This is a genomic window from Elstera litoralis (assembly GCF_000963705.1).
Lineage (GTDB): Bacteria > Pseudomonadota > Alphaproteobacteria > Elsterales > Elsteraceae > Elstera > Elstera litoralis.
Genome location: NZ_LAJY01000134.1, coordinates 1 through 12,287, shown reverse-complemented (window position 1 = coordinate 12,287; position 12,287 = coordinate 1). Strand labels below are relative to the sequence as shown.

15 protein-coding genes are annotated in these 12,287 nt (G+C 63.9%); 9 read left to right on the top strand and 6 right to left on the bottom strand.

Going from position 1 to position 12,287, the window contains the following annotated elements:
* Positions 1 to 366: glycosyltransferase (locus tag VZ95_RS06635; RefSeq protein WP_045775158.1), on the top strand; the 366-nt coding region annotated here is incomplete at its 5' end.
* A gap of 244 nt (positions 367 to 610) precedes the next feature.
* Here VZ95_RS06635 and VZ95_RS29190 read toward each other — a convergent pair.
* Complete coding sequence (locus tag VZ95_RS29190; protein ID WP_198148139.1) at positions 611 to 940, bottom strand: hypothetical protein; 330 nt, start codon at positions 938 to 940, stop codon at positions 611 to 613.
* Between the two features lie 176 nt (positions 941 to 1,116).
* Between VZ95_RS29190 and VZ95_RS29185 the strand changes: the two genes are divergently transcribed.
* Together VZ95_RS29185 and VZ95_RS06625 are read left to right on the top strand one after the other, a co-directional pair.
* Positions 1,117 to 1,461, top strand: a complete 345-nt coding sequence (locus VZ95_RS29185) for a VanZ family protein (RefSeq protein WP_045775157.1) — start codon at positions 1,117 to 1,119, stop codon at positions 1,459 to 1,461.
* Between the two features lie 2 nt (positions 1,462 to 1,463).
* Entirely contained in the window at positions 1,464 to 2,090 is a 627-nt protein-coding gene (locus VZ95_RS06625) for a LysE family translocator (RefSeq protein ID WP_045775156.1), read from the top strand.
* Positions 2,091 to 2,099: 9 nt separating this feature from the next.
* Here VZ95_RS06625 and VZ95_RS26745 read toward each other — a convergent pair whose 3' ends face one another.
* The 5 genes from VZ95_RS26745 to VZ95_RS21695 form a co-directional block, all read right to left on the bottom strand.
* Complete coding sequence (locus VZ95_RS26745; RefSeq protein ID WP_232302523.1) at positions 2,100 to 2,282, bottom strand: hypothetical protein; 183 nt, start codon at positions 2,280 to 2,282, stop codon at positions 2,100 to 2,102.
* Positions 2,258 to 3,337 (bottom strand): UbiH/UbiF/VisC/COQ6 family ubiquinone biosynthesis hydroxylase, encoded by a 1,080-nt coding sequence (locus VZ95_RS06620; RefSeq protein ID WP_232302522.1) that lies wholly within the window; start codon positions 3,335 to 3,337, stop codon positions 2,258 to 2,260. The genes VZ95_RS26745 and VZ95_RS06620 overlap by 25 nt, the downstream gene beginning before the upstream one ends.
* A 61-nt stretch (positions 3,338 to 3,398) precedes the next feature.
* Positions 3,399 to 4,061 carry a hypothetical protein gene (locus tag VZ95_RS06615; RefSeq protein WP_045775155.1) on the bottom strand — a complete coding sequence of 221 codons (663 nt, stop codon included), beginning with the start codon at positions 4,059 to 4,061 and terminating at the stop codon, positions 3,399 to 3,401.
* A gap of 68 nt (positions 4,062 to 4,129) precedes the next feature.
* A complete protein-coding gene (locus VZ95_RS06610; protein ID WP_052711546.1) occupies positions 4,130 to 4,486 on the bottom strand; it encodes a TlpA disulfide reductase family protein in 357 nt (118 codons plus the stop codon).
* A complete protein-coding gene (locus tag VZ95_RS21695) occupies positions 4,477 to 4,755 on the bottom strand; it encodes a hypothetical protein (protein WP_052711545.1) in 279 nt (92 codons plus the stop codon). Before VZ95_RS21695 ends, VZ95_RS06610 begins: the two co-directional genes overlap by 10 nt.
* On the opposite strand from VZ95_RS21695, the gene argH reads away from it, so the two are divergent.
* From argH to VZ95_RS06585, 6 genes are all read left to right on the top strand, one after another.
* Positions 4,754 to 6,160, top strand: a complete 1,407-nt coding sequence (argH, locus tag VZ95_RS06605; RefSeq protein WP_045775154.1) for an argininosuccinate lyase — start codon at positions 4,754 to 4,756, stop codon at positions 6,158 to 6,160. The two genes, VZ95_RS21695 and argH, sit on opposite strands and share 2 nt — an antisense overlap.
* Complete coding sequence (locus VZ95_RS25260; protein WP_198148138.1) at positions 6,157 to 6,294, top strand: hypothetical protein; 138 nt, start codon at positions 6,157 to 6,159, stop codon at positions 6,292 to 6,294. Before argH ends, VZ95_RS25260 begins: the two co-directional genes overlap by 4 nt.
* Positions 6,291 to 7,559, top strand: coding sequence for a diaminopimelate decarboxylase (gene lysA, locus VZ95_RS06600; protein ID WP_045775153.1), 1,269 nt, complete (start codon positions 6,291 to 6,293; stop codon positions 7,557 to 7,559). The genes VZ95_RS25260 and lysA overlap by 4 nt, the downstream gene beginning before the upstream one ends.
* A 2-nt stretch (positions 7,560 to 7,561) precedes the next feature.
* Positions 7,562 to 10,042, top strand: coding sequence for a TIGR02302 family protein (locus VZ95_RS06595; RefSeq protein ID WP_156995118.1), 2,481 nt, complete (start codon positions 7,562 to 7,564; stop codon positions 10,040 to 10,042).
* Positions 10,043 to 10,219: 177 nt separating this feature from the next.
* Complete coding sequence (locus tag VZ95_RS06590; RefSeq protein WP_045775159.1) at positions 10,220 to 11,266, top strand: methyl-accepting chemotaxis protein; 1,047 nt, start codon at positions 10,220 to 10,222, stop codon at positions 11,264 to 11,266.
* A 135-nt stretch (positions 11,267 to 11,401) separates the two neighbouring features.
* Entirely contained in the window at positions 11,402 to 12,130 is a 729-nt protein-coding gene (locus VZ95_RS06585; protein ID WP_045775151.1) for a substrate-binding periplasmic protein, read from the top strand.
* Positions 12,131 to 12,287: the final 157 nt, after the last annotated feature.

The window sequence follows — 12,287 nt, the reverse complement described above, 5'->3', positions numbered from 1 at the left end:
CGCGCGGCGGCCCCGCCGGGCGTTGCCGTGGAACGCTTCCGGCCCGATTTTCGCGCGGTGCTGGCCGGGGCGGATCTCTCGATTTCGATGGCGGGCTATAATACCGCGCTCGATATTCTGCAAACGGGGGTGCGCTCGGTGCTGATTCCCTTTGCTGAGGGCGATGAAACCGAACAGGCGCTGCGGGCCGCCCTATTCGCCGAAGCCGGGCGGGCGGTTGCGGTCGACCCCGAGGGGCTGACGCCGGAAATTCTGGGCGCGGCGGTAGACCGTGCGGCGGCGCTCACGCCGGTCACGCTCGATCTGGCGATGGATGGGGCGCCGAAATCCGCCGAAATTCTCACCGCGCGGGTGGCGGCCCGATGAGCGCCTGGGCCGATTTTTCGCGCGAACTCGACCGCTGGGGCGAGGTGGGGCGCGTTGCAACCTTCTGGTGGCGCGACGATGACGCCGCCGAACCAACGCCCGCGCTCGAAACTCTGCTGGCGCTCGCCAAAACCGGACCGAAGCTGGGGTTGGCGGTGATCCCGGCGCGGCTTCAGCCCGAGATTATTCCGCTGGTCGCGCGGGCTCATTGCACGGTGCTTCAGCACGGCTTCGCCCATCTCAATCACGCGGGGGAGGGGGCGAAGGCGGGGGAGTTTCCATCCGCGCGCCCGCTGAGCGACCGGCTGTTCGACCTGTCCGAGGGCCGGGAAGTACTGGAAGCGGCGTTCGGCGACGCCTTCTTGCCGGTGTTCGTGCCGCCGTGGAACCGCATCGGCGATGATCTGGTGTCGATCCTGCCGGGGCAGGGGCTGAGGGGGCTTTCCACCTTCAACCCCGTCCCGGAGAAAGCCCCGCGCCCCACGATTGCCGGGTTGCGCTGGGTCAATTGCCACTGCGACCCCATCGCCTGGAAGCGGGGCCGTGTGTTTCGCGGGGCCGATTTCGCGCTCACCGAAATCATCCGCCATCTCGATGCCCGCCGCGCTGGCACGGTGACGGAAGAGCCGACAGGTCTCCTCACCCATCATCTCGTGCATGATGCGGCGATGAGTGATTTTTTGGCGCAAGTCTTCGCCCTCACTCAAGCCCATCCTGCCGTCCGCTGCTTACGCCGGAAGAGGTTTTTGCATGATCGCTCTCCCGCCGCGCCTCTTCGCCTTGGCCGCGCTCGGCCTTGCTGCCTTTATGCTCTACGGCTCGCTTGCCCCCTCCCTGGCCCCGCCGGGCGAGTATGGGTTCGACAAATTTCTGCACGCCGGGGCCTACGGGCTGCTCGCCGGGCTGCTGACGCTGTCAACGCGCACGCGCAACGCTGGAATCGCGGCGATTGCGCTGGCGATTGCCTACGGCGGCCTCGTGGAAATCGCCCAAAGTTTCGTTCCCGAGCGCAATGGCTCGTGGGAGGATTTTGCGGCGAATAGTATCGGGGCGCTGCTGGCGGGGGGAGTGATCCTCGTGCGGCGGCGGGGGTAGGCTTGGCTCATTTCACTCAGATTGCCGTTTATGCCGCGTCCGTGACCGTTCTTTTGCTCACTCCGGGGCCGGTCAATCTGCTGGTCGTGCGGGCGGGGCTCGCCGGGGGAATGCGCGGGGCGTTCCGCGTCGTGCTGGGGACGGCGGTGGCGTCCTTGGTGTTGATTTTAGCAACAGCGCTGCTGGTGAATGGGGTTTTCAGCCTGAGCCCGGCGGTTTTTGCGAGCGCTCAGTTGGTCGGCTGCCTCTATCTCGTTTGGCTTGCCGTCGGCATGATCCGGCGGATGCGGGCGCAGCGGGCCGATCTTGCGGGGGCGCTGCCGGTTCAGGCGGGGATTGGGCAGGGGTTTGCGATTGCGATTTCCAACCCGAAATATTTGGTATTTTTCTCGTCGTTCCTGCCGCAGTTTTTGGACGTTCTGCCGACGCCCGGTGAAAGTTTGGCGCTTCTGGGCGGGATTTGGCTGTTTCTCGTATTTACGGCGCTCAGCGGGTTTGCCTATGCCGTCCGCCGCCTGATCCGCCCGAAATTTCACGGGCATCTTTTGTTGGGCGCGTCGTTCCTGCTGCTCGGCTTCGGCTTGTTTGGGGCCGGGTGGGCGGTGAAGCGGTTGCTGGCTTTGGGATGACGGGGCGGGCTAAACCCGTTCGCCCCGCACCAACTTCGGCTGATTCCCCAGCACCCCCATCGCCTGCCGAATCAGAACGCGCTTCAGCGGCTCGATCCGATTAACCACGGCCAGCCCCACATCGCGCGCGAGGCGGACCGGCGGGAAATCGGTCGCGAAGAGGCGGTTCAGCACGTCGGTCGCCGCCAGCATGCCAACGCAATCGGCTTGCGCCAGGCTTCATAGCGGGCGAGCAGGGCGGGGGAGCCGAGGTCGGTGCCGGTGCGGGCGGCCTCCACCAGCAGTTCGGCCAGGGCCGCCACGTCGCGCCAGCCGAGGTTTACGCCCTGACCTGCAATCGGGTGAACGCCGTGGGCGGAATCGCCCGCCAGCACAATTCGGTCGCCGTAGAAACGGTTCGCCATCAGCGCGGTCAGCGGATAATTCCAGCGCGGCCCCACCATGCGCATCTTGCCGAGCCAGGGGCCGAAGCGGCGTTCGATCTCGTAAGCGAAATCCTCGTCAGAGAGTGCGAGGAACCCTGGCACTTTCGCCGGGTCTTCGGTCCAGACCACCGAGGAGCGGTTGGGGTGCTCCAGCGGTAGCAGCGCCAGCGGGCCGATGGGCAGGAAGCGTTCGTGGGCGATGCCCTGGTGCGGCTTTTCGTGCTCCACAGCGCAGACGATGCCGGTTTGGTGATACTCGACCCGGCGGACGCTAATCCCGGCCCAGTCGCGCGTCGGGCTATGGCGGCCCTCCGCGCCGACCAGCAGCGGTGCCCGAAGACTGCGGCCATCCTCCAGCGTGAGGCCGACCCAGCCGGGGCCGCGCTCGAAGCCCGTGGTTCGGGCGGGGGCCAGCCAATCGACATTTGGGGTTTGCGCGACGATCTTATGCAGCGCGCGGCGCAGAAAGCGGTTTTCGATAATCCAGCCCATCGGCTCGTCGCCGACCGTGCGGTGATCGTAATGCAGATGCAGGCGCGAGGGGCCGTCCGACACGCGGATATCGAGGATCGGGCCTTTTTCGGCAATCGCATCCCAGACGCCAAGGCCGACGAGCACGCGTTTGGAGGCGAGCGACACGGCGGAGCCGCGCCCGTCGAAACGATCCTGCACTTGGTCGGCGGGGGTATCGCGGTCGATCAGGGCGACGCGTAAGCCCGCTTGCCCGAGGGCGATGGCGAGGGACGCGCCGACGAGGCCGCCCCCCAAAATCAGAATATCGTGCCGGTCAGCCGCCCCGGCGGGCGAGGATGTCTTTGCCATGCCAGGGATACTGGTCCCGCCCCTGGCACTTGTCCAGGGGGCGACCTGTCGCGGAGGAAAGTTAAGCTTCGGTCTTTTGCGTCGGGGCGACGGATTGATTGGTGCCGAGTGCCGTGATCGATTTTTCGGCGGCAAGCTGGGCACGCGCGCCGTCGAAGCTCACCGAGAAGCCGGGGCCATTGCTGGCAAGCCCGGCGGCCTGGGCCTTCAACTGGGCGAGCGCGATTTTCGCCGTGCTGAGTTCGTCCAGCGCTTCAGACACGCCGGGGGTGCTGTTCAGCACGGTTTCGAGCGCATTAGCCTCTTTATAATTGCTGACGGTAATCCGCCCGCGTGCGTTCACGTCGAGGGTTGGGATCGTCGTTGCATCGAGGCCGTTATCGGTCATCACCTGCTTCAGGTCGCGGTCGAAGGCGGCTTGGCGTTTATCGACTTCGGTCTGGATCTGGGTCACGTCCTGAGTGCGCGCGGCGATAATTTGCGCGGCAAAGGCGCTACCGTAGGATTCGGTCATGGCGATATCGCCAAGCTTCTGATTGCCGGTCTGCTCGGTCGTCGATTTCACGTAATCGCGGAAGCTTTTGCCGGTCGGCGTGCTGGTGACATTGCTATCGACAAGGGCGCTGCTCGACTGCGGGATAAGGCTGCTACTGGCCTGCGCATTGGCGTCGGTCTTGGAGGAAAACAGGCTTTGGACCGTTTCCGTCAGCTTACGAATGCTCATTCCCACAACTCCTAGTCTTTTGCGCGCATTGCGCCGCGATGCTAGCGGGGCAGCAAAAAGGATGCCAGTTAAGTTTCGCTGAACAGGGCTTTGAATAGCGCCGCTGCCTCCGGCCCGTCCCACGGCGCATCCCCTTCGAAACGCCCGATTTCCCGACCTTTGGCGTCGATCAGAATGCTGGTCGGCAACCCGCGTAAGGCAAATGCGCGGCCCGCAGCCCCGCCTTTGTCGTTCCGAAGCGGCAGGGAGGAAAGCCCGTGCTGGGCATAAAATTCCTGCACTTTGGCAAGTCCTGCCCGGTCGAGACTGATCGGCAGCACAGCGGCGGCGCGCCCTTCGGCCTGCCAGCGCTGGGAGAGTTTCAGCAGGGCGGGCATTTCCTTGACGCAGGGAATGCACCAGGTGGCCCAGAAATTCAGGAGCACGAGCTTGCAAGATGCTCGGACAAGCGGCGTTCGGCCCCCGCTTCATCGAGGCTGACCACATCCGGCACCGGCGAACGGCTGGCCGCCTCGGGCGCGGAGAGTTTGAATTTTACCATTGGGCCGCTGAGCGGCAGCGCTTCGGCTGCCTGCGCTGTTGCAAGTGGGGCGCACATGGTGAAAATGGCGGACCCAACCGTTGCCCGCAGCACGCCCCGCCGCGTGACCTGTGCAGGCGGATCGATTTCAGGACTGGATGGTACTTTAGGCATGGCCGATTCTTCCTCTTCCTCACCCGCCACCAACAAACTGTGGGGGGGCCGCTTCGCCGCTGGTCCCGCCGCGATCATGGAGCGGATCAACGCCTCCATCGGCTTCGACAAAATCCTATATCGGCAAGATATCGCCGGTTCCAAGGCCCATTGTGCGATGTTGGTGAAGCAGGGGATCATTCCAGCTGCCGATGGCGCGGCGATTCAGGCGGGGCTCGACCGGGTTCTGGCCGAAATCGAAGCCGGGCAGTTCGAGTTCCGCGTCGACCGGGAAGATATTCATATGAATGTCGAAGCGCGGCTGGCGGAACTCATCGGCCCCTCGGCCGGGCGGTTGCACACGGCGCGCTCGCGTAACGATCAGGTGGCGACCGATTTCCGCCTGTGGCTGCGCGATGCCATCGACCAGTTGGATATCGACCTCAAAGCCCTGCAAGCGGCGCTGATTGCGCGGGCGGAAGAGCATTCCGGCACGATCCTGCCCGGCATGACGCATTTGCAAGCGGCGCAGCCGGTGACGCTCGGGCATCATCTGCTCGCCTATGTGGAAATGCTGGGGCGGGATCGCGGGCGGTTTGTCGATGCCCGCAAGCGCCTCAACGAAAATCCACTCGGCTCGGCGGCACTGGCGGGCACGCCCTACCCGATTGACCGGGACTTGACCTCCCAGCTTCTCGGCTTCGACCGGCCCACCGCGAACTCGCTCGATGCCGTCTCGGACCGCGATTTCGCGCTGGAGTTTCTGGCGGGCGCGTCCATCCTCGGCATGCATCTGTCGCGCCTTGCGGAAGAAATCGTGCTCTGGTGCTCTGACCGGTTCCGCTTTATCCGCCTGTCGGACGCGTTTTCGACCGGCTCGTCGATCATGCCGCAAAAGCGCAACCCGGACGCCGCCGAACTGGTGCGGGCGAAAGTCGGGCGCACCTTGGGCAATTTCACCGCGCTGATGATGGTGATGAAGGGCCTGCCGCTCGCCTATTCGAAAGACATGCAGGACGATAAGGAGCCGGTGTTCGAGGCGGTCGAAACCCTGTCGCTCTCGCTGGCGGCGATGACCGGCATGATCGGCGATATGCAGGTGCAGAATGCGGCAATGCAACAGGCGACGCTCGGCGGTTTCCTCACCGCGACCGATCTTGCCGATTATCTGGTGATGCAATTGGGCGTGCCGTTCCGCGAAGCCCATCACATTACGGGCCGGGCGGTGGCGCTGGCGGAAGCGCGCGGCGTGCGGCTGGATGAGTTAGAGCTTTCAGACTTCCAAACCCTCCACCCGGAAATTCGCCAGGATGTTCATAGCGTTTTGACCGTCGAAGGTTCGGCAGGCGCGCGCCAAAGCTTCGGCGGCACCGCGCCGGACCGGGTGGTGGCGGCGGTGGCCCAGGCGAAGGCACGCTTCCTATGAGCCGCGCCCTCAAACTCGGCCTGCTGCTCGCCGTTCTGGCTCCCCTGGCGCTGAGCGCCTGCGGCAAGCGCGCCGAACCCCTGCCCCCGGCGGGCACCGACTCGACCTATCCTAGAAAGTACCCGACGCAATGAGCGGTTTTTCCTATATCGCCGGTTCGCTTCACGCCGAACAGGTTTCGCTGACGGCGATTGCTGAAGCGGTCGGCACGCCGACTTATGTTTATTCGGGCGATACGATCCGCGCGACCTATCGCGATTTCGCCGAAGCTTTTGCCGATCGCGATGCGCTGATTTGTTATGCAGTGAAGGCCAATTCCAATCTGGCGGTGCTGGGTCTGCTCGCGCGGGAAGGCGCGGGGGCGGATGCCGTTTCCATCGGCGAAGTGAAGCGCGCGGTGGCCGCAGGGGTGAGCCCGCAGAAGATCGTTTTCGCCGGGGTTGCCAAAAGCGCGACGGAGATCGAAGAAGCGCTGACCATCGGCATTCTTCAGTTCAACGTCGAAAGCCTGCCGGAGTTGGAGCGGATTTCGGCGATTGCCGCCGCGCGCGGGCTGGTGGCGGATGTGGCCATTCGCATCAACCCGGATGTGGACGCGGGCACCCACGCCAAGATCACCACCGGCAAGAAGGGCAATAAGTTCGGCATCGATCTCGATCAAGCGAAATCGGTCTACGCCCATGCCGCCACGCTTCCCGGCATTCGCGCGGCAGCGGTGGCCATGCATATCGGCAGCCAGATTACTACGGTGGCGCCCTTCGAAGCGGCGCTGACCCGGCTGGTGGCGCTGGCGCAAGAATTGATTGCGGACGGCCATCCGATCACACGGATCGACTGCGGCGGCGGCGTTGGCATTCCCTACCACGGCGAAGCCCCCATCGATATTGGCGCTTATGCCGAAATGGTGAAGCGCGTCACGGCGGGTTTCCCCGGCACGCTGATGTTCGAGCCGGGGCGCTATCTGGTTGGCAATGCCGGGGTGCTGCTGAGCCGCATCGAATATGTGAAGCAGGGCTCCGACCGGCGCTTCTATATTCTCGATGCCGGGATGAACGACCTCATCCGCCCGGCCATGTACGAGGCGTGGCACGAGATTATTTCGGTGCGGGAAACGGCAGAAACGCCCGCGCCGGTCGATATCGTCGGACCGATTTGCGAAAGTTCCTGCATTTTTGCCAAAGATCGGCCCATGCCCCCCTTGGTGGACGGCGATTTACTCGCTATCTTATCGGCAGGGGCCTATAGCGCCGCGATGGCATCGAGCTACAATACGCGCGCGCTGCCTGCCGAAATTTTGGTGGAAGGGGATCAGTTCGCCGTGATTAAACCCCGCCGTTCCTTAGACGATCTCTTTTCCGACGAAAGCCCGGCCCCGGCTTTCGTAACTTCCGGCGTTTGACGATGGAAACGCCCGCTTCCTTGCGTTGGGCACGGGGGCGGGCACATCTTGTGCTCGCGTGGGAAGCCGGGTGGACGGCCCTGCTGCCGCTGCTGGGGCTCGCACTGCTATTTGTCGCGCTCGCTTGGACGGGGCTTTTGTCGGTGCTGCCCGGTTGGGCGCATCTTGCCGCTTTGATTTTGTTTGCGGCGGTGGGGCTTGGCCTCGCTTGGACCCGGCTGCGGCATTGGCGCTGGCCCGATAGCGCAACGGTGGATCGGCGGATTGAAACCGCCTCCGGCCTTGCCCATCGTCCGCTGACCACGTTGCAGGACGAACCGGCGGGCGGCGATGCCGTTACCTTCTCGCTCTGGCAGGTGCATCGCGCCCGCGTGCTGGCATCCCTCACGCAGTTGCGCACGGGCCTTCCGGCGCGCGGGGCCTATGAGGTCGATCCGTTTGGGCTGCGGGCGCTAGTGGTGTCCGCCGTGATCGTTGGGTTTTTCGCGGCGGGGCCGGACCGGGCCGAGCGGCTGCGCGCCGCCTTTCTGCCACGCTTCGAGACCGCTTCGACCGTCCCACCCTCGATGGATGTTTGGGCGACGCCGCCCGCCTATACCAATCTGCCGCCGCTCGCCCTGTCGCGTTTGCCCGAGGGCGAGGCGGTTGCGCTGCCCGGCGGCACGCAGCTTTCCGTTCAGCTTTCGGGCTATGAGACAAAAGCGCCCCCCGATTTTTCCGCCCCCGGCATCGCAGCAACGAAACTGACCCGTCAGAGCGACGGCGTTTGGCATGGAGACGCGACGCTGCCGGTGCCGCCCGAGGCGCAGGAAGGGGCGCTAACGCTGCTGAACCGCGCTTGGCCGATCCGGGTGCTGCCCGATGCGGTCCCGAAAATCGCCTTCCGCGAGCGTCCCGGCCCAACGCCGCGCCAGTCGCTGCGCCTGCCCTGGGGGGGCGAGGATGATTACGGCATCGAAAGCGTTCGCGCCGAAATTCGCCTGTCGGAGCGCAAGGGCGAGCCGTTCAGCCTCACTCTCGCCGCCCCGGCGCGCAAAGCCGCCAGCGGTGCCCCGCTGCACGATCTAACCGATCACCCCTGGGCAGGGCTGCCGGTGTCGATCACGCTGATTGCGCGCGACGGGCGCGGGCAGGAAGGCCGCTCGGAGCCGGAACTGTTGATTCTTCCGGCGCGAGAGTTCACCCACCCCGTCGCCAAAGCCATCATCGATTTGCGCCGTGCTCTCACTGACGAGCCCGATAGCGCGCCGGAAGTGGCGCGGGCGCTGGAGAAATTGGCGATCCGCCCGCAGGCCTTCAGTCACGACACGCTGGTGTTTCTCGGCCTGATGAGCGCGCGCGCCCGGCTGATTCTGGCTGACCCGAGCGAGGATCAAGCGCCGGTCGTCCGCACGCTCTGGGATCTCGCGCTGCGGCTGGAGGAGGGCGATCTGAGTGTGCTGGAGCGCGATTTGCGCGAGGCCCAGCAGGCCGTGCAAGACGGGCTGGAGCAGGATCTCACCGATCCCGAAATGCAGCAGCGCCTGGATGCGATGCAACAGGCGCTCGACCGCTATATGCAGGCGCTCACCCGCCGCGCCATCGAGAATTCCCAGCGCGCCGATAAACCGCGCCGCCCGCGCGATCCCAATGCCCGCACGGTGACCAGCCGCGATATTCAGCAGATGATGGATAAGGCGCGCGAGCTGGCCCGCCAAGGCCAGAAGGAACAGGCGCAAGCGCTGCTCGATCAATTGCGCGAGCTGATGGAACAGCTCGCCAATGCCGAACCGGAGTTGGCCGAGGGCGACGAGAGCGAGATGGGCGAGGATGACGGCGATCCGACCAGTCAGGCGCTGCAAAATCTGCAAGACCTCGCCCGTCAGCAGCGCAGCCTCATGGATCGCGGGCTTCAGCAGAACCGTCAGCGCGGCCAAAAGGGCCAGCCGGGTCAGCAAGGCCAACAGGGCGAGCCGCAGCCGGGCGACGGCGATATGGCGGGCGAGCAGGAGAGTTTGCGCCGCCGCCTGGGCGAGATCATGCGCCAATTGGGCGAGGCCAATGGCGGCATGCCCCAGGGGCTCGGACGGGCCGAACAGGCGATGCGCGACGCGCTCTCCCGGCTCCAACAGGGCCAGCAGGGCGGGGCGGCGGGGGCGCAGCAACAGGCGCTCGATCAACTGCGCGACGCGATGCGCGGCCTTGCCGATCAGCAACGCCAGCAGGCGGGCGAAGGTCAGGGGCAGGGTCAAGGGCGTCAACGTGCCGGGCAACGCCCCGGCCAGCAAACCACCACCGGCCAGAACCGCGATCCCCTGGGCCGCGACCGGGGCGATCAGCAACCGGGTAACGGCCTCGGCAACGACGACCGCGTGCGAATCCCCGAGGATAGCGCCGTGGAGCGCGCCCGCACGATCTTCGACGATCTGCGCCGCCGGGCCGCCGACCCGACCCGGCCAACGCTGGAGCGGGAATATATCGACCGGCTGTTGCGCGGTTTTTAGGCAAGTCGTAAAATCTCATCACATTAAGGCTAATACTTAAGCAGACTGCCCGCGATTGCGCGCAACTAGACATAAAATATTAACAAATCCTTTTGGTATGCGCTTTGCTAAGCCTGTTTTGCTCAAGAGCCCTTCGCGTATCGCAGAACGGCTATTCCAACAGTGCAAGGCTTCCCCGTGACACAGCCTGAACGCATCATCTCCCTGTCCCGCAAAGTCGGTACGATTGCCGACCATAAAATTACGCAGATCAAGCAGATTACGCGCGAGACGCGGATTTTAGCGTTGAATGCCATCATCGAATCGGCGCGCGCCGGCGAGGCGGGCAAGGGCTTTGGCGTGGTTGCGGGCGAGGTGAAGGCGATTTCCGACCGGATCACCCATATCGCCGAAGACCTCACCACCGAACTGTCGGGCGCGATTGGCGAGCTGTCGGCCCTGGGGGAAAAGCTGGTGCGGCAGGTGCGCGGCCAGCGCCTTGCGGACCTTGCGGCCAATGTCATTGAACTCATCGACCGCAACCTCTACGAGCGCTCCTGCGATGTGCGCTGGTGGGCGACCGATCAGGCGGTGCTCGACGCGCTCACGCACCGCAATCTGCCCGATGGCGCGGAGATGGCGGCCCAGGCGGCGGAACGCTTGGCGGTCATCCTCAACAGCTACACGGTCTATCTCGACCTCTGGGTGGTCGGGCTCGACGGGCGCGTGATCGCCACCGGGCGCGGCAACCGCTTCCCCAATGGGGTCGGCGCGGATGTGTCGAGAACCGATTGGTTCAAGCGCGGCCTCGGCACCCGCAGCGGCGAGGATTATATCGCCTGCGATATCGAAACGGTGCCGCAGCTTGGCAACCATCAGGTTTCGATTTTTGCGACGGCGGTGCGGGAGAAGGGCAAGGCCCACGGCGAGGCCATCGGCGTTTTAGGCATTTTCTTCGACTGGCAACCCCAGGCCAGCGCCGTGGTGAAAGGCATTCGGTTGGACGAGGATGATTGGGCGATGACGCGCTGCCTGATCGTCGACGAAAACCACCGCATTATCGCCGCGTCGGACGATCAAGGCGTGCTGCACGAACAGGTGCATTTGCCCGAAACCGGCAAGACCGTTGGCTATTATCAGAACGACCACACGGTAACAGGCTATGCGCTAACGCCGGGCTACGAAACCTATCCGGGGCAGGGCTGGTACGGCGTGGTGATTCAGACGGTGCGGGCGGAGGGGTAGGGGGCTTTGGGACGGAAAGCATCCCTGTCTAGACAAATCTTAGCAGAATTTTAGCAAGTTCTAACCCTAAACTGCTCTGCTATTTCCCCGACGGTCGGGGAGGGCACTGCGCGCCATTTTTTACAAGGGATAGCAATGCGTATAAAACTCCTTCTCGGGGCAGGCTTAAGCGCCCTCCTCGCTCTCGCGCTACCAAGCCAAGCCGAAACCGTTTTAGTGCCGAACAATGCCCCCTGGGCCTTTCAGCAGAGCGATAAAACCGTGGGCGTGCTGGTGTCGGTGGTGCAGGAACTAGGCAAGCGCGCGGGCGTGGACCTTGTGGCGCGCGACGTGCCGGTGGCGCGGATGATCGAAAGCATCAATACCAAGCAGGCCGAGTTTGCCATGATCGGCGCGCTCACCAAGATGGACGCCGACCAATTGGGCGATGTGTTCAACATCCCCATCGTGGCCCTGGCGCGGAAAGGCGTGACGCTGAAAACTTACGACGACCTGAAGCCGCTCAATACCGCCTTCGTGAAGGGCACCAACTTCGGCAGTGAGTATGATAAGGACGCGAGCCTGAAGAAATCGGAAGAGCCGAACTTCGAACAGCTTCTCAAGAAAATGCAGGCGGGCCGCATCGATGCCGGGATCGGCAGCGCGCCGGGCCTGCGCTTTTCGGCCAAAGTGTTCGAGCTTTCGGACGTGTTGGGCGATAGCCTAAAGCTAATCGAAACCCCGCTAGCCCTTTTCGCCGCCCGCGACAAAGCCTCCACCGATACCCAAGCCAAACTGAAAACCGCGCTGGCGGCGATGCGCAGCGACGGCAGCATCGATAAGATTATCGATGTCTATGTTACGAAGGATTGGGCGCCGCGTTAGGATTCTAATCTTTACTGGATCAGGTGGGATTAAAATGACTCTTTATAATCTCACCTGCTTCTGACAGTTTTTTGGGCGTGCTGCATGTTTCTATGAGAGCGGATTTTTCATTTTTATTTGTCCAAGATCAAGTAATTATACTTATTTCATGTTTATT